This is a genomic window from Kiritimatiellia bacterium, from assembly GCA_026417735.1.
Lineage (GTDB): Bacteria > Verrucomicrobiota > Kiritimatiellia > PWTM01 > PWTM01 > CAACVY01.
Window position 1 is genome coordinate 38,296 of the sequence record JAOACR010000012.1, and the last position, 15,931, is coordinate 54,226.

Consider the following 15,931-nt stretch of genomic DNA (forward strand, 5'->3'; position numbering starts at 1 on the left):
CCTGAAATGCCGAGACTTCGCTGGTCCATCGCACTGATCGCCGGTGCAACCGCCGTACACGCCGGAAGCGATCCCTACGCGTGGCGCTCAATGTTCAACGGTCGCGACCTCACCGGCTGGACCAATACCGGCTACGTCCGTCCCGGCCCGATTGTTGCTTACCCGGACCGCCCTCCTCCTCAGCTGCCGACCAACGCGCCCGCCGGCCCCGCGATCTTCCTTGGCGCGGGCGAGGACCTCACCGGCATCACCTGGACCGGCGAGCTGCCGCGCGTGAACTACGAGGTCCGACTCGAAGCGATGCGGGTGTCGGGCGGCGACTTCTTCTGCGGCCTCACCTTCCCGGTCGGCACCAATCACGCCACGCTCGTCGTCGGAGGCTGGGGCGGCACCGTTGTCGGCATCTCCAGCCTCGACGGCATGGACGCCTCCGAGAACGAAACCTCCTCGTTCATGGAGTTCCAGAACGGCCGTTGGTACGAAATCACGCTCTGCGTCTATGAGGACCGCCTCATCGCGGACATCGGCGACCGGCGTGTAGTGAATGTGGACATCCGCGGCCGGCGCGTCCACATGCGGGCCGGTGAGATCGAGGAAGGCATTCCCTTCAGCATCTCCACCTGGCGCACCGCCGGCGCGCTCCGCAACATCCGCATTCGGGCCCTCCCCCCGCCACCCCCCGCGCCATGAAGCGCTCGCAGATCCTGCTCTGCGTGGGGGGCTGCGCGCTCGCGATCCGGGCCACCGCCGACGATGCCCTCTCTGCCGGCACGCGGATTGTGGCGGAGCTCGCCCGTTGTGCCCGCGAGGGCGGCGGTCGGGTCGTCGTGCCGGCCGGCCTCCACCTCGTTCCGCCGCTCACGCTGCCTCCCAACACCACGCTGCACCTCGCCGACGGCGCGGTGCTCCGCGGCCTCGCACCCACCAACCCCGCAGCCCTGATCACCGCGCGCGGCGCGACAAACATCGCGATCACGGGGCAGGGCACGATCGAGGGACAGGCCACGCTCCCGATCCGCCAGGTTCGCCCGCTCGATCCCCACGCGTTCCGGCCCGTTGCCCATCTCTCGTACGACTGGGACCCCGCCGTCCCGCGCATTCGCCACCTCCTCCTCTTCGAGGCCTGCACCAACATCCACATCGAAGGCGTGACGCTGCGCAATGCCGGTTCCTGGACCGTCCGCCTCAACGGCTGCCGCGATGTCGTTGTTCGAGGTGTGACGATCCGCAATCCCCTCGAAGCCCCCTGCGTGGACGGCATCGACCCCTGTGACACTTCCGATGTGCTGATCGAACGTTGCGACATCGAAACTGCCGACGATGCGATCTGTTTCAAGAGCATGCGCCGCCGGCCGATGCGCAACCTCACCGTCCGCGACTGCCGCCTCGTCACCACCTGCAACGCGATCAAGGTCGGCACCGACAGCGTCGGCGAGGTCGAGGATCTCACCGTCGAGCGCTGCACCGTCGAGGCGATGCCGACCGCCAACGTCTACCGCTGCATCTCCGGCGTCGCGCTCGAAAGCGTAGACGGCGGCGCCGTACGCCGCATCCGGGTCCGCGGCATGAACATCCGCTATGCCCGCAATGCGCTGTTCATCCGGGTCGGCCTGCGCCGCCCACGACCCGACCACGAACCGCCCGCACCGCAGCAGCCGGGCGTCGTCGAGGATGTCGTCTTCGAGGAAATCCGCGCGGAGGGCATGCGCATCGGCTGCCCCTTCGTCGGCATGCCGGGCCAGCCCGTGCGCAACATCGTGGTGCGCGACGTGCAGCTCACCGTCGAAGGTGGACGGAGCTCGGACGCCAGCCCCTTGCGGCCACCGCTGCGCGCAGCCGATTATCCAGAAGCGCTCATGTGGGGCGAGCTGCCCGCCTGGGCCTTCTACCTTCGTCATGTCGATGGCCTACGCTTCGAGAACGTGCGCATCCACGCGCTCTGTGCGGACGGCCGCCCCCCGCTGGTCCTCGACGACGCCGTGAACGTCACACTCGACGGATTGCGCTGGGACGGCCAACCCGTCGAACCCCGCGTCGTCACCGACGCGGACGCATCGCCCCCGTCTCCGGAGACCCCCAAATGACCGCACCCCACGCAGAAGCCCGACCTACTCGAATCTCCCGACGCACACTGCTCGGCCAGCTGGGAGCACTGGCGGCAACCGCCCCCCTCGCCGCCCCCGCGCAGACGACCGCCGGAGGTCCACCCGGCCGTGACGAACTGGAACTCCGCAACGACCGGTTGCGTCTGATTCTCTCCCCTCGCGACGGCGCCGGCATCCTCGCCTGGGCGCTGCGCCGCGGCGAGAGCTGGATTGACCTTTACCCCGACGTGCGCGACCCGGTGCTCAAAATGCGCTTCGCAAGCTGGATGATGATTCCGTACTCCAACCGCATCGCGAACGGCCGCTTCATGTGGGCGGGCCGCGAATACCAGCTGCGCAACGGCGAGAACCACGCCATCCACGGCGACGCGCGCAACCATCCCTGGTCCGTCACCGACCGCGCGGAGGCCCTCGTGCGCCTCGCGCTCGACACCCGAACACGTCCCGCGTTCAACTGGCCCTGGCCGATGGAGCTGAGCGCGGAAATCCGTCTCGAGGGCACCGCGCTGGTGCAGCGGCTGCGCATCGTCAACCGCGGCGACTCGTCCATGCCCGCCGGCTTCGGCTGGCACCCCTACTACCGCCGCGCGCTGACCCGCCCGGGCGAACCGGTGCGCATCGCCTTCCGCGCCGCCGGCGTCTGGCCGGATCCGGACGGCGACTGTCTGCCCAACGCCCCCCTCGCCCCCCTGCCGCCGGATCTGGACTGCGCCGCCGGCTGCCCCGTCCCCACCGACCGCCGCTACGACACCTGCCTCGGAGGCTTCGACGGCCGCGCCTCGATCGAATGGCCGGACAGCGGCGTGCGCCTCCACTACGAGTGCTCGCCGAACGTCCGCCACCTCGTCTATTTCAACCCCATCGAGCGGCCGGTATTCGCACTCGAGCCGGCCGCCAACGCGAACAACGGCGTGAACTTGCTGGCGAAAGGGTGGGCAAATCACGGCGTGATTGAGCTGCCCGCCGGCGAAGCGCTCGATGCGGAATTCGTGACCCGCGTGGAGAGCGGTTCGTCCGCCTGACCCCTCTCGCCGGCGCGAGACGGAGAACCGCCCGATGAGGCTCGCCGACGACGGCGTCCACCATCTGGTTTACTGCCTCAACATCCATCCCGGGGAGCGCTGGGCAGACCAGCTGGCCGCCATTGAGTCGTGCTGCGCGCAGCTACGCCGGCGGCTCGCTCCCGGCCGGCCCTTCGGGCTGGGATTGCGCATCTCCGCGCAGGCCGCCCGCTGGCTCGAGCGGCCCGGCCGCTGCATTGCCGCCCTTCGCCGCCTCACTGAGCTGGGCATGTACGCGGTCACCATCAACGGCTTCCCCTACGGTCGTTTTCACGGCGGTCCGGTGAAGGAACGCGTCTACGCCCCGGACTGGCGGTCCGACGCACGCCTCGCCTACACGCTGCGCCTCGCCCGCATCCTCGCCGGGTGGCTGCCGCCCGACGTCCCCGGCAGCATCAGCACGGTGCCCGGCTCCTTCGGACCATGGGTGCGCCACCGTGCCGCGATCGGCGCCATCGTCCGCCGCTGGATCGCCGCGGTGCATGCGCTGGACGAACTGCGCCGAACCACCGGCCGCCACATCGCTCTCGCGATCGAGCCAGAGCCGGACTGCTGGATCGAAACCGCCACCGGCTTTGTCGAGACCTTTGACCGTACCGTGCTGCCCCTCGGCGCCCCGCAGCTCGCGCGCCTGGCCGGTACCACACTGCCGGAGGCGGAACGCGCGATCCGCCAGCACCTCGGCATCTGCCTCGATACCTGCCACCTCTGGGTAAACCGCGAGTCCCCCACCGACGCGCTGGCACGATTGCGGCGCGCCGGCATCACAGTCGCGAAGGTCCAGGTCAGCGCCGCGCCCGGCGCGCCGAACACTCCTGCCGGCCGTCGCGCGCTGCGACGCTTCGCCGACGACGTTTACCTTCACCAAACCCGCGCCGGCGACGGCCCGCTCGAACGCGCGCGATGGACCGACCTACCCCGGGCGTTGCGCGAACTACCCGCGCTGCCCGCCCGTTGGACGGTGCGCACCCACTGCCACATTCCCCTCGTCCACGCCCCCGTCGCACCGCTGCGCTCAAGCTCGGCCTCGCTCGACGCGGAGTTCTGGCGCGCGGCACTCGCGGCGACCGCTGTCTTCGAAATCGAAACGTACACCTTTTTCGCCCTCCCCCGGTCCGTCCGCCGCCACAGCCTCACCGATTCCATCGAAGCCGAATATCGCTGGTGCCTGCGGCGGCTCCGCCGCGCGCTGCGCGGGGCAACCTGAGCGCCGCGGCCTCCAATCCTTGGACTCCACCGCGCAGTCCGCTTCCAATCCTTGGACCGCGCGCGACCGCCGCCCGGCCTCAGCCCGCCTCGCTGCGCGCCCGCACCACAATCGCGCGTTCCGGCGACACGGGACACTCCGCCTCACAGGCGCCGCAGCCGGTGCAACGCGCCACCTCGACCACCACGCGGGATTGGAAACCGTCACCAGCCACGCGGATCGCCCCGTACGGGCACACCGTCTGACAGATCGAGCACTCCCGACCCTGCGAGAGCCAGCAAATCGCATGCCGTACCTCGGCAAGTCCGATCGGCCGCTCCAGTTTCATCGCGGGTTCCGCAAGCGGCTGCAACGCTCCGCTCGGACACACCTGGGAGCAGCGGACGCACTCCGGTCGGCAGAAGTCCGTCGAGAAGTCCAGCCGCGGCGTCAGCCACGATGTCCAGCCCGCACTGTCGCCGCCAGCATCGGGGCGGATGATCCGCGCGGGACAGACGCCGACACATTGACCGCACCGCAGGCACAGCGCCCGGAATTCCGCCTCCGGCACCGCACCCGGCGGCCGCACCGGCCTGCGACCCGAGCTTCCGTCGTGGCGTGCCAGCACACCACCAACGATCCCAACGCCAAACCCGCCCAGTCCGACCAATACTCGCCGGCGGGACAGCCCCGCCGTCGAACCCCGCAGCGGCGCAGCTGACGGCCGCACCAGATCCTGCAGCGCCCCGAGCGGACACACCGACGCACACCACGCGCCCGGCCGGATCAACGATATGAGCAACGGTAGTCCCAGACTCACCGCCGAAAGCGCCAGCGCTCCGCTACGCATCCAGATCAGCCGGCCTGCCGCACGCGAGATCACCAGCGGATCCAGCCATCCCCCCCACGCGAGGCCGGCCGCCGCCATCCCCATGCTGGCGACCAGTACCGTCAAGCCAACCACGGGTGACCACTGCCGCCCACGCGCGCCCGGCCGGCGAGACGCCAGGTCCAACAGCGGCCCGAGAGGACACGCCCACCGGCAGATCGCCCGCCGCCGCATCGTCGCCCACACGGCCAGCGGTACCGCCACCCAAAGTGACCCCAGAAGCCGGCGGCTCGCGAGCGCCGCGACCGCCCCCGCATACGGGCTGGCCGCCGACGCAACCCGCGCCGCCAGCTCCGGCAGACCGGGCCACGCCAGCAACACCCACACAGCCAGTACCGCCCACCGCACATCTCGCCGAGTGCGATGCGCCGCCGGGCTGCGCTGCCAATTCGCCGATTCGTTCATCACACGATCCGCGGCTCCGCTCCGCCGCGGGGCTCCCGCAGTGGTGGCGCCCAGCGGGTGCTGCCACACTGTCGAACATACGTCAGCGCCACACACCCCGCCAACGCGCGCGCTGTTCGCAGGACCCCCCGCATGAACGAAGGCCGCACACTCCGGAGCGACTGTCACCCACACCAGGGGGGGCTATATTGTTGCGCCGGCCCCGTCCACGGCCGAGCCGACGCGGAAGGAGATGACGATGCTTGCGGGCGCGCAGAGCGGCCGGCGGTGGGCCGTCGGTGCGGTGCTGGCGCTGGGCGCTTGCGGTGTGGCCGGCCAGGTGCTCTTGTGGCGCGAGCTGGTCGCACTGTACCAAGGCAACGAGCTCACCACCGGCATCATTCTTGCAAACTGGCTGCTCGCAGAGGCCATCGGCGCCGCGGTCGCTGGCCGGCGCGCCCCGCTCTCCTCGGATGCCAGCGGCCGTTTCGCACTGCTGAGCGCCGCCTACGCGCTGGGAGTGACCGCCTCGCTGGTCGGCGCCCGCCTGCTGCGACCGGCGGCGGGGCTGGCGCTCGCACAGCCGGTCGGAACCGCCTTCACAATGCTCACCTCGCTGGTGTTGCAGGCACCGCCCTCGCTGCTGCACGGCGCTCTGTTCCCGATGGCCGGCCGCCTCTGCGACGCGCACGGCGCGGCAACCGGCAGCGCGGTCGCAACGCTGTACGTCTGGGAAAGCCTCGGCACGCTGCTCGGCGCGATCGCGGTGAAAATCGCATTCAGCCTCGGCATCCACGCTGTCGTAATCGTCGCGGCGATCTGGGGCCTCACCGCCATCGTGCTGGCGACCAGCCCACCACCCTCGCCGCACGGCGCCCGCAGAAGGGCGGTCCGACCGCTGGCGGCCTCCACCTGCGCGGTGGCCGCAATGCTCGCGGCCGGCGCCGCGCCGCTTCACCGATGGCTGCTCGTCGCGCAGTTCCACCCCTATCCCGTGCTTGCGCACACCACCTCGCCGCTCGCGAACTGGACGGTGCTCGGCAGCAACGGCCAGTACATCTTCGCCGCCGATGGCCAGCCCGTGCTGCTCAGTCCTGAACCCGATCGGGTGGGTGCCCAAACGACCGCCCATCTCCCGCTCCTCTGGCATCCGGCTCCGCGCCGCGTCGCAGTCATCGGCGGCGGCCTCGGCGGTCTGTTGGAGGAAATCCTCAAGCACCACGTGGTGGAATCGGTGCACTGCGTTGAGGCCGATGCGGCGCTCGTGAGGCTCTACCGCCGGTTCTGCGCAGAAGCCGCCCGCAGCGAACTGGACGACCTGCGCGTTCGCATGATCACCGGCGACGGCCGGCGCCTGCTCAGGCGCCTGCCCGAAAGCCTCGACCTGATCTGGGTCGGCGTTGGTGAGCCGGTGACGCTCCAGCAGAACCGCTACTTCACCACCGAGTTCTTCGCGGAGGTCCGCCGCCGGCTGGCGCCGGACGGCATCATGGTACTGTCGTTGCCGGGGCGCATCGCGCTGGTCACCGAGGAGCAGCAACGGCTGCACGCCTGCATGTACGAATCGCTGCGGCGCACAATGCAAAACGTCCGCGTGCTGCCGGGCGAGGGCCACTTTCTGTATCTGGCCAGTCCGGAACGGGACCTCTCCGAGTTTTCCGAGCACGATTGGCGCCGCCGCCGCGACGAGCGCGGGCTGCAGAGCAACGTTCCACTGATCTGGCCGTTGGTGCAGCGGCTGCACCCTGGCTGGACGGAGTGGTTCGCCCGGGAATACCTCGCCCGGCCGGCGGCGCCCAACCGCGATCTGCATCCGCGCGCGCTGTTTCACGCGCTGGCCGATCGCCAGGCCGTCCACGAACCGCGCCTCGCCGCCCTGCTCGGCCTGCTGCACCGGCGGGCGGAGGCGGTGGCCACCGTCGGCACAGCGGTGGTCGTGTTGGCGGCAGTGGTCGCGACACTTCGGCGGCGCCGGCACGCTGCGGCGGCACCGCCGGCGGTGGCGGTCGCAACGACCGGCATGGCCGGCATGATGTGGGATCTGGTCGTGATTGTCGCGTTTCAGTCCGCGCTGGGACACGTTCAAACATGGATCGGCCTGCTGATGGCCGCCTACATGCTCGGCGCCGCCGGCGCGGCCGCGATCATGGGAGCCCGAGCGGCCAGGACGCGCCATCTGCGACGGGCACTGGGCTGGAGCGACGCCGCGCTCGCTGTCGCCTGCGCGATGCTGCCGTCGGGCCTGGCCGCAGCAACGCGACTGTCGACCGTCGCGCCGGGCGCCGCGATTGCGCTCTTCCTGGCGCTGAACCTCGCCGGCGGCGCGCTCTCGGGCGCGCTCTTTCCGCTCGCCGCCGCCTGGCGCAGCGCACACGGCGAAGAGACCGGCCGAACTGCCGGCGCCCTGCAGGCGGCCGACCTCGCGGGCGGATGGTCCGCGGGGCTGCTCGGCGCCGTGCTCGTGCTGCCGCTGGCCGGCGTCGGCGGTGCTTGCGTGATCACTGCTGCGCTGAAGCTCTTGAGCCTGTTCTGGACCGCGTGTACGTTGAGCGTGGAGCCCGTGCGCGCAGGGAGCGGCAATGAGTGCGGCTGAAGCCAGCGCGGAACGAGCGATGGGACGACGCCGCTTCGCACAGCTGCTTGGCGGCGGCCTGGCGGGGATAGGCCTGCGGGCCGCCCGTGCGGACCGGGACACGCCGGCAGCACTCGCGGATGCGGGCCAGACACCCGTACCCGACTGGCCTGCTTACCTTCGTCTCCACCGCACTGGCGAGCTCCGGCGGCGCGCGGACGAACTGTGGCAGGTGATGAGCCGCTGCCGGCTCTGCCCGCGACGCTGTGGCGCGCGACGCCTCGAGGGCGAACGCGGTTTCTGCCGTTCGCCGGGCGCCCGTCTAGTGATCGCGGCGCACCACCCGCACTTCGGTGAAGAGCAGCCGCTGGTGGGTCGCCACGGATCGGGCACAATTTTCTTCAGTCACTGCAACCTGCGTTGCGTGTTCTGCCAGAACTGGGAAATCAGTCATCTCGGGCGCGGCGCCGAGTGTTCGGTGGGGGACCTTGCCGCGATGATGCTCGATCTTCAGCGCCGGGGTTGCCACAACATCAACCTGGTCACACCCACCCACTACCTGCCGCACATCTTGAAGGCGCTGGACATCGCCGCCGCGCGGGGCCTGCAAATCCCGCTGGTCTACAACACCTGCGGCTGGGAACAAATGGAAACCGTCCGTCGGCTCGACGGCATCGTCGACATCTACTTGCCGGACATCAAATACGCGGAGAGCCGCACCGCGATCCGCTATTCCGCCGGCGCCGCCTCTTACCCCGAAATCACGCAGGCGGCGGTGCTCGAAATGCACCGGCAAGTCGGTATCGCGCGTGTGCCCGCCGATGGCGTGATGCGGCGAGGTTTGATGATCCGGCATCTCGTGATGCCGAACCACGTCCGCGAGTCTCTGCAGATCCTCGAGTGGATCGCCGCGAACCTACCGAAGGACACCTACGTGAACATCATGGCGCAGTACCATCCGTGCTACCGCGCGTTTCATCATCCCGAGATCGCGCGGCGCGTCACCCTGGAGGAGTACCGGCGGGTGGTCGAGCGCGCGGTCGAGCTGGGATTGACGAACCTCGACTCGCGTGTCGCGGCGCGCGTGTAGACCGCCGCCCTTTAGAGCAGCTCCCCGAAGCCCTCCGCCGCCAGCCGCTGATGCAGTCGCTTGATCTCTTCCGCCCGGTCCGCCGCGCAGACCAGCGTGGCACCGGGCGTATGCACGATCACCACGCGCTCCAGACCGATCGCGGCGACCAGATGCTGCGGATCCTCTGAGACCACCAGCGAGTCCCGCACGTCCAGCAGCAGCGTACGCGCGCCGATCTGCGCGTTGCGGTCTGCGTCTTTCGCCGCCACCGCCGCCAGTGCCGGCCATGACCCCACGTCCGTCCAGTCGGCGTCGAGCGGGCAGGCCGCCACCGTGAACGCGGAGTCCCGGGAGGCCGGCTCCATCACCGCGTAGTCGACGCTGATCGGCCGCAGTGCCGCGTATTCTCGCTCCAGCACCGCTGTACGGTCGGCAGACGTCCAGGCGGCGGCGATCCGGTCGAGCGCCGTTGCGCTCTCGGGGCGGTAGCGTGCGATCGCCTGCTGGATCACCGACGCGCGCCAGACGAACATTCCGCTGTTCCACAGAAACCGGTCCGGCCCAGCCGCTACGAACTCCCGCGCCAGCTCCGCGGGCGGTTTTTCCCGGAACCGCACCACGCGCCGCACCGCCCCGCCGATCGGTTCACCCAGCTCGAGGTAACCGTACGCGGTGCTCGGCCCTCGTGGCCGCACGCCGAGCGTCACCAGCGCCCGCGGCACGCTCTCCGCAGTTTCAAACGCCGTTTGCACCGCTGCGCGGAAACGCTCCTGGGGCTCGATCAGATGATCCGCGGTGAACACGCCCACCACCGCATCGGGATCCGCGAGCGCAATCACTTGCGCACCCAAACCGACCGCGTGCAGCGTGTCGCGCCCGCACGGCTCACCGAGATAGCGCTCTGCGCCCAGCGTGGGCAGCACGCGGCGCACCACCGCCTCGTGCTCGCGGGCCGCACAGACCCAGCGCCGCTCCGCCGGCACCAGACCCTCCAGCCGCTCAAAAGCTAGCTCCAGCAGGCTCCGGCCGCGAACCAGCGGCAGCAGCTGTTTCGGCCGGCCACGCCGGCTCATCGGCCACAACCTGGTGCCGGCGCCCCCGGCCATGATCATCGCGTGACGCATCGCCCCTGTCTCCTTCGCCGGGCCCCGGCTCCCCCCCGCTCATGCCGCCCGGCCCCGCCGGATCGCGATTCGCGCACCGCCGGGCACCGGCGAGGCCGACACCACCAGCAGATAGCCGCCACCACACCCCGAATACATCGCGCCCGGATAGCGCTGCTGATAGAAACCCAATAGCGTCTCCAGGTCCACGGTGAGCGCGGGATGCCGCACCGTGTGGGGCAACAGCGCCGCCCAGCAGCGCATGCACTCGTTCAGCGAGGCCCCCAACGCCTCCAAGTCGCGCCGCCGGATCGCCTCAAAACATGCCGCCCCGCTGCGGCCGAGCCGCAAAATCCACTCCGGATCCAGCCGGCGCTCGCCCAGCGGATGGTACCCCGCCGGCCGCGGTGCCACCGGCACCAGATACAGAACGCGTTCCAGCCAGTCCTCCACCTCGGGATCGTCCAGCCGCTCGACGCGGGCCGGAAACACCCCGCGATGCACCTGCACGTCGTAGTCCAGCCGGTTGATGCCCGGATACACCAGCCCGATCATGTCCTGCGACCCGGACGGATCGGCCCGCCCTCGGTTCTCCACTTCGTAGAGCGTGCGGACGAGCTGCTCCGGCGGCAGCGCCGGCACACCCTCCGGCCACAGCTGCATCGCCACGCGGCGCGTGCCGGTCGCCAGTCCCGACCGCTCCATGTAAGGGGCGACGGGCTCGATGCTGACCACCACCATCGAGCCGACGCGCGCGGGATTCAGCGCAGAAACGAAAGGCTGGTCAATCCACCCGCCCGCCAGCGCGACGCGATATGGCCAGCATCCCCACGGCGGCGGTTCAGCGCTCACGGCAAATCCCGCACCGTCGGCCGCCCGGCCCGCCGATCGCGCCACTGCTGCTCGATCCAGCGGAACGTCGGCACCAGCCCTTCGCGCAGCGGCGTCGAGGGTTCCCAGCCGAGCACCCGCCGAATGAACGTGTTGTCGCTGTTGCGGCCCGCCACCCCTCGGGGCGCGGTCAAATCGTACTGCCGCACAAGTTTCACGCCCGCAATCTCCTCGACCATGCTCACCAGGTCGTTGATCGACACCAGCTCGCTCGAGCCCAGATTGATCGGCGTCGCGATCAGCTCGTCGCAGTGCATGATCCGATCGATGCCGTACACACAGTCGTCAATGTACATGAAGCTGCGCGTTTGGCGGCCATCGCCCCAGATCGTGATCTGCCCGTCGCCACGTTCCCGCGCCTCGATCACCTTCCGACAAATCGCCGCCGGCGCCTTCTCGCGGCCCCCATCCCAGGTGCCCCAGGGACCGTACACATTGTGAAACCGCGCGATGAAGGTCTTCAGACCGCGCTCCGCAGTGTACTCCTGGCAGAGCATCTCCGAGTACAGCTTCTCCCACCCGTACCCGCGCTCCGCCATCGCCGGGTACGCGTCCGACTCTTTCAGCGCACGGACGTTCGGGTCCTGCTGCAGCTGCGTGTTGTACGCACAGGCGGAGGAGGAGAAAAAGTACCGCTCCACACCCGCGCGGTACGACGCCTCGAGCATGTGGACGGAGATCAAGACGCTCCGCATGCACTCGATCCGAAAGCGTTCAATGAACCCCATCCCGCCCATGTCCGCCGCTAGGTTGTAGACCTCGACTGCCCCTTCGCACACACGCCGACAGGCCTCGGGCTCGGTCAGGTCGAGGCACAACGATTCCACCTCCGGCACTCGCTGGTACCACAACGGCAATGGCTTGCGGTCCACCGCGCGGATCCGCCGAAACCCTTGCCGGTGGAAGTAGCGGGTCAGCGCCCCGCCAATGAAACCACCCGCGCCGGTGATCACGATGAGGTCCGTGTCGCGCCGGCGCATTGCGGCGGCCGTTCCCTTCGGGCTGTCCTCGTTCATCGTCAACCTCCCCGCGGCCGGCGCCCAGGCGCCCCTCACGGCCGCGTGCACGCCCATCGTAGCCAACCGCTCGCCACCGTGCGAGGCATGCGCGGTATGTGGCCACATCCACGGAGGAACCCCCGCGGTGTTGCGCAGCACTTGCAAATCCGAGTGAAGAGGCTTAGGGTGCAGATTGATGGCTCGCCCGGAGGTCATGGGGGCCTTCGGAGCAGCCCGGGAGGTAGTCCGATGAACAAGTGGATCGCAATTGCGCTGGCAACAGCGTTAGCTGCGCCCGCCATGGCGGGTGGAGGGTTCGCCGTGTATGGCACCTATGCGGACATGAAGGACTTCGACGATGCCGCCTATGGCGGTGGCCTGAAGCTTCAGGCGGATGTGGTCGAGCAGTGGCTCGGCGTCGAGTTGCGCGTGCAGGGACTGACCGGCTACGGCGGCGATGACCCCGCCACCGAGGATTCCCGGCTGGTCTCCGGAGAAGCCAACCTGAGACTGATGCTGCCGGTCGGCGATGTGCTCCGCCTCTACATCGGTGCGGGTGCCGGTTACTATGTGTTCCCCGAGTACGAAAGTAAGGCGGCGATCGGCGAAAGCCTCGAGCCGGACATTGACCCCGAGGACGTGTGGGGATATTTCGGCGTCGCGGGCGTCGAGTGGACGTTCTCGCCCAGCGTCGGCCTGTTCGCAGAGGCGAAATACCAGGTGGGTGAGGTCGAGAAGGTCAAGATCGACGATGTCGAGGTCGACGAAGGCGGCGACTTCAGCGGCCTGGGAGTGAATGCCGGCATCCTGTTCCGATTCTGAGACGAACGGCCGGAAGTGGAACGACCCCGGGCGCGCCCGGGGTCGTTCGTTTTCGGAAAGGTCGGTGGTGGGAAGACGCAGCCGATGAGTCGCCGCTCACTTGGGGCTTCGTTCCGCGATGCGATGCGCGGACTGATCGCGTGGGTCCGCCACGACGCGCACGGGCGGATCGTCGCGGTCTCCGCGCTCGCGGTGATCATCGCCGGTGCGCTGGTACGGCTGGACCCTCGCGAATGGGCACTGGCGCTCGGTGCCGTGGGGTTGGTGGGCGCGGCCGAAGCGTTGAACTCCGCGCTCGAGACGCTCGCGGACGCGCTGCATCCTGGCGAGCATGCCGGCATCGGCCGGGCGAAAGACGTCGCGGCGGGCGCGGTGCTGCTGGCGATACTGGTGGCCGCCGCGATCGGCGCACTGGTGTTTCTGCCCCGGTTGCTCGGCTGGTGGCGCGCCGGCGGCTGAGCGCGAAACTCAGCGCGGCGGTCCGCGGCGGCGATCGTCGTCGCCACCGCCCCGGCGCATGAAGAAACCGGGGCCGCCCTCGCCGCCGGCCATCGCGTCGAGCATACGCAACAGATTGAAGGGCTGATTGCGGTAGGCGGTGATCTGCTCCGGTGTGAGGACCTGCGCGAGCGCGGTCTCGTACTTCGTCTTCAACTCCTGAGCCGCCTGCCGGATCGCGGCGGGATCGGGCATCTGCCCACTTTCCCGCGCTTGGGCCATCATCGTCTCAATCTCCGACCGAATCGCCTGGTTCACCGCCCGCATTTGTTCCTTTTGAGCCTCGTTCAGCTTCAGTTCTTGCGCGGTGCGGTTCCAGCGCTCCTCCTCAAACTGTGCCCTCCGCTGCTCGCGTTCCAGACGTTCTCTCTCCCGACGCGCCTCCTCCTCCGCCCGGCGCTGCGCCTCAACGGCCGCCAGCGTTTCCATCACCGTCTCCCGAACCATCCGGTCCACCTGGGCCTTGTCGCCAAGTTTCGCTTCCACCCGCGCATACACGGTGGTCTGGATCATGGAGTCCAGTTCCACCCGCAACATGTCCTGCACGGTCGCTTTCAGCTCGGTGGTGCGCTCCGCCCGCATCGTCTCAATCTCGGCCTGCAACTCGCCGACACGGCGCTCCAGCTTCGCGACCAGCGCCCGCAGTTCCTCCCGCTCCGCGATCGCCTCCGGTGTCTCCCGCCCTGCACAACCCGCCAGCAGAGCCAACACGCCCACCCACCCCGCCCAATTTCGCCGAAGTGTCATCGCGACAACCTCCATGCGCAGCTCGTGGCGCGCCCTCGCCGCGCGACCGCGGCCACCGCTCATTTATATCGCCGGTCGCCGCCGGTGACCAGCGCAATCAACCGGCCGGTCGTCCGGCCGCCCAGCGGTCGCGGAGATCTCGCCCCGCAGCCACCGCCCGCACCAGAGCGGCCGCCGCCATCGCCGGATCAGGCGCGGCCATGATCGCGGAGACCACCGCGACACCATCCGCGCCCGCGCGGATCACCTCCGCCGCGTTCGACGGGTGGATGCCCCCGATCGCCACCAGCGGCAGCGACGTCGCCTCTCGAATCCGCTGCAGGCCCTCCAGCCCGACCGCCGGCGGCGTGTCGGTCTTCGTCGGCGTGTCGAATACCGGACTAACGCCAAGATAGTCCGCACCATCCCGCTCCGCCGCGATCGCCTCCTCGGGAGTGCTCACGGAGACGCCAATCAGAAACTCCGACCCCGCGATCCGACGCGCCTCCGCGCAGGGCAGATCGTCCTGCCCCAGGTGCACACCGGCCGCACCGCAGGCGAGCGCAATGTCGAGCCGGTCGTTCACAATCAGCGGCCGGCCCAGCGAGTCCAGCAGCCGTCGCAGCGAGCGCGCCGCATCGAGAAACGCACGGGCGCCGAGCGTCTTCTCGCGGATCTGGACCACGGAGACGCCGCCGCCGACCGCCGCGCGCACCACCGCTTCCAGTGGGCGCGCCCCCGCCATCGCGCGGTCGGTGACCAGATACACCGAATAGTCGGGCGTCCGCCTCATCCGACCCCCTGCACGCGCACCCGCGCGCGTTCCTGGACCTTCTCCGCGTCGACCGCGGCCAGCGCATCGAGCAGCCTCACCTGAAACGTGCCGGGACCGTTGCAGCCCGCCGCGGCCAGCTCGCCCGCAATGCCGAACACGATCAGCGCCGAAGCGGCAGCGCACAGCGCGTCCGGCTCGACCGCCAAAAACGCCCCGGTCACCGCCGTCGCGGCACAGCCGGAGCCGGTGATGCGGGCCATCCACGGGTCGCCATTGGCGATTCCGACCGCGTACCGGCCGTCGGTGACGTAATCCTCTGCACCGGTCACCGCCACCGTCGCACCAGACCGCCGGGCAAGCTCCGTCGCCGCAACGCGTGCATCGTCCACGCCGTGGGTCGCATCAACCCCCCGGCCACCCGTACCACCGCTCAGCGCCAGGATCTCCGACGCGTTCCCCCTCACCACCCGGGGCCGCGCCGCCGCCAACAACCGCAGCGCCGCCTCGGTGCGCAGCCGGGACGCTCCCGCGCCGACCGGATCCAGCACCACCGGCACCCCCCGAGCCACCGCGGCCGTCCCCGCCCGCTCCATCGCCTCGATCCACGGCGGCGAGAGCGTTCCGATGTTCAGCACCAGCGCGCCGGCTGCCGCCACCAGCTCGTCCACCTCTTCGCGCGCGTGCGCCATGATCGGCGAGGCGCCCAGTGCCAGCAGCGTGTTCGCGGTCGTGTTCATCACCACGTAGTTCGTGATGTTGTGCACCAGCGGCCGGTCCTTCCGGATCCGCTCCAGCGCGCGGACCGCGTGCTCGACGATGTCCGTTGCGGTCAAACGCGTCATCGCCGTG

General features: G+C 69.7%; 15 protein-coding genes. 8 read left to right on the plus strand and 7 right to left on the minus strand.

Translation table 11 applies throughout. The features are described from left to right. The first annotated feature begins 6 nt into the window (after positions 1-6). The 4 genes from N2652_06885 to eboE are packed head-to-tail and all read left to right on the plus strand — an operon-like array spanning position 7 to position 4,373. Entirely contained in the window at positions 7-690 is a 684-nt protein-coding gene (locus N2652_06885; protein ID MCX7818912.1) for a DUF1080 domain-containing protein, read from the plus strand. Then, on the plus strand, positions 687-2,084 hold the full coding sequence (locus N2652_06890; GenBank protein MCX7818913.1) for a glycosyl hydrolase family 28 protein: 1,398 nt from the start codon (positions 687-689) through the stop codon (positions 2,082-2,084). Before N2652_06885 ends, N2652_06890 begins: the two co-directional genes overlap by 4 nt. Beyond that, positions 2,081-3,127 carry a hypothetical protein gene (locus tag N2652_06895; protein MCX7818914.1) on the plus strand — a complete coding sequence of 349 codons (1,047 nt, stop codon included), beginning with the start codon at positions 2,081-2,083 and terminating at the stop codon, positions 3,125-3,127. The genes N2652_06890 and N2652_06895 overlap by 4 nt, the downstream gene beginning before the upstream one ends. Before the next feature lie 34 nt (positions 3,128-3,161). Then, positions 3,162-4,373: a metabolite traffic protein EboE gene (gene eboE / locus N2652_06900; protein ID MCX7818915.1), complete on the plus strand. Its 1,212-nt coding sequence runs from the start codon at positions 3,162-3,164 to the stop codon at positions 4,371-4,373. Between the two features lie 79 nt (positions 4,374-4,452). Here the strand turns inward: eboE and N2652_06905 are convergent, their stop codons facing one another. Further along, positions 4,453-5,646 (minus strand): 4Fe-4S dicluster domain-containing protein, encoded by a 1,194-nt coding sequence (locus N2652_06905; GenBank protein ID MCX7818916.1) that lies wholly within the window; start codon positions 5,644-5,646, stop codon positions 4,453-4,455. Positions 5,647-5,884: 238 nt separating this feature from the next. Between N2652_06905 and N2652_06910 the strand changes: the two genes are divergently transcribed. Both N2652_06910 and N2652_06915 read left to right on the plus strand, forming a co-directional pair. Continuing rightward, positions 5,885-8,218 (plus strand): hypothetical protein, encoded by a 2,334-nt coding sequence (locus N2652_06910; GenBank protein ID MCX7818917.1) that lies wholly within the window; start codon positions 5,885-5,887, stop codon positions 8,216-8,218. Next, complete coding sequence (locus tag N2652_06915; protein ID MCX7818918.1) at positions 8,205-9,287, plus strand: radical SAM protein; 1,083 nt, start codon at positions 8,205-8,207, stop codon at positions 9,285-9,287. The genes N2652_06910 and N2652_06915 overlap by 14 nt, the downstream gene beginning before the upstream one ends. Positions 9,288-9,298: 11 nt before the next feature. On the opposite strand, the gene N2652_06920 is transcribed toward N2652_06915, so the two are convergent. From N2652_06920 to N2652_06930, 3 genes are read right to left on the minus strand one after another with little or no spacing between them, the layout of a single operon-like run. Next, positions 9,299-10,393, minus strand: coding sequence for a mannose-1-phosphate guanylyltransferase (locus tag N2652_06920; protein ID MCX7818919.1), 1,095 nt, complete (start codon positions 10,391-10,393; stop codon positions 9,299-9,301). A gap of 39 nt (positions 10,394-10,432) precedes the next feature. Further along, on the minus strand, positions 10,433-11,224 hold the full coding sequence (locus tag N2652_06925; GenBank protein MCX7818920.1) for a hypothetical protein: 792 nt from the start codon (positions 11,222-11,224) through the stop codon (positions 10,433-10,435). Further along, entirely contained in the window at positions 11,221-12,279 is a 1,059-nt protein-coding gene (locus tag N2652_06930) for an NAD-dependent epimerase/dehydratase family protein (protein MCX7818921.1), read from the minus strand. The genes N2652_06925 and N2652_06930 overlap by 4 nt, the downstream gene beginning before the upstream one ends. 231 nt (positions 12,280-12,510) lie before the next feature. On the opposite strand from N2652_06930, the gene N2652_06935 reads away from it, so the two are divergent. Both N2652_06935 and N2652_06940 read left to right on the plus strand, forming a co-directional pair. Next, a complete protein-coding gene (locus N2652_06935) occupies positions 12,511-13,083 on the plus strand; it encodes a porin family protein (protein ID MCX7818922.1) in 573 nt (190 codons plus the stop codon). Positions 13,084-13,167: 84 nt separating this feature from the next. Then, positions 13,168-13,542 carry a diacylglycerol kinase family protein gene (locus tag N2652_06940; protein ID MCX7818923.1) on the plus strand — a complete coding sequence of 125 codons (375 nt, stop codon included), beginning with the start codon at positions 13,168-13,170 and terminating at the stop codon, positions 13,540-13,542. 9 nt (positions 13,543-13,551) lie between these two features. On the opposite strand, the gene N2652_06945 is transcribed toward N2652_06940, so the two are convergent. From N2652_06945 to thiM, 3 genes are all read right to left on the minus strand, one after another. Beyond that, complete coding sequence (locus N2652_06945) at positions 13,552-14,328, minus strand: hypothetical protein (GenBank protein ID MCX7818924.1); 777 nt, start codon at positions 14,326-14,328, stop codon at positions 13,552-13,554. 97 nt (positions 14,329-14,425) lie between these two features. Beyond that, on the minus strand, positions 14,426-15,100 hold the full coding sequence (thiE, locus tag N2652_06950) for a thiamine phosphate synthase (GenBank protein ID MCX7818925.1): 675 nt from the start codon (positions 15,098-15,100) through the stop codon (positions 14,426-14,428). After that, positions 15,097-15,924, minus strand: a complete 828-nt coding sequence (thiM, locus tag N2652_06955; GenBank protein ID MCX7818926.1) for a hydroxyethylthiazole kinase — start codon at positions 15,922-15,924, stop codon at positions 15,097-15,099. Before thiM ends, thiE begins: the two co-directional genes overlap by 4 nt. Between the last annotated feature and the right edge of the window lie 7 nt (positions 15,925-15,931).

Excerpts from the sequence above, each read along its gene's own strand:
- eboE (MCX7818915.1), top strand. The coding sequence starts at position 3,162 with ATGAGGCTCGCCGACGACGGCGTCCACCATCTGGTTTACTGCCTCAAC.
- N2652_06895 (MCX7818914.1), top strand. The coding sequence starts at position 2,081 with ATGACCGCACCCCACGCAGAAGCCCGACCTACTCGAATCTCCCGACGC.
- N2652_06945 (MCX7818924.1), bottom strand. The coding sequence starts at position 14,328 with ATGACACTTCGGCGAAATTGGGCGGGGTGGGTGGGCGTGTTGGCTCTG.
- N2652_06935 (MCX7818922.1), top strand. The coding sequence starts at position 12,511 with ATGAACAAGTGGATCGCAATTGCGCTGGCAACAGCGTTAGCTGCGCCC.
- N2652_06940 (MCX7818923.1), top strand. The coding sequence starts at position 13,168 with ATGAGTCGCCGCTCACTTGGGGCTTCGTTCCGCGATGCGATGCGCGGA.
- N2652_06930 (MCX7818921.1), bottom strand. The coding sequence starts at position 12,279 with ATGAACGAGGACAGCCCGAAGGGAACGGCCGCCGCAATGCGCCGGCGC.
- thiE (MCX7818925.1), bottom strand. The coding sequence starts at position 15,100 with ATGAGGCGGACGCCCGACTATTCGGTGTATCTGGTCACCGACCGCGCG.
- N2652_06910 (MCX7818917.1), top strand. The coding sequence starts at position 5,885 with ATGCTTGCGGGCGCGCAGAGCGGCCGGCGGTGGGCCGTCGGTGCGGTG.
- N2652_06920 (MCX7818919.1), bottom strand. The coding sequence starts at position 10,393 with ATGCGTCACGCGATGATCATGGCCGGGGGCGCCGGCACCAGGTTGTGG.
- N2652_06905 (MCX7818916.1), bottom strand. The coding sequence starts at position 5,646 with ATGAACGAATCGGCGAATTGGCAGCGCAGCCCGGCGGCGCATCGCACT.
- N2652_06915 (MCX7818918.1), top strand. The coding sequence starts at position 8,205 with ATGAGTGCGGCTGAAGCCAGCGCGGAACGAGCGATGGGACGACGCCGC.
- N2652_06890 (MCX7818913.1), top strand. The coding sequence starts at position 687 with ATGAAGCGCTCGCAGATCCTGCTCTGCGTGGGGGGCTGCGCGCTCGCG.
- N2652_06885 (MCX7818912.1), top strand. The coding sequence starts at position 7 with ATGCCGAGACTTCGCTGGTCCATCGCACTGATCGCCGGTGCAACCGCC.
- thiM (MCX7818926.1), bottom strand. The coding sequence starts at position 15,924 with ATGACGCGTTTGACCGCAACGGACATCGTCGAGCACGCGGTCCGCGCG.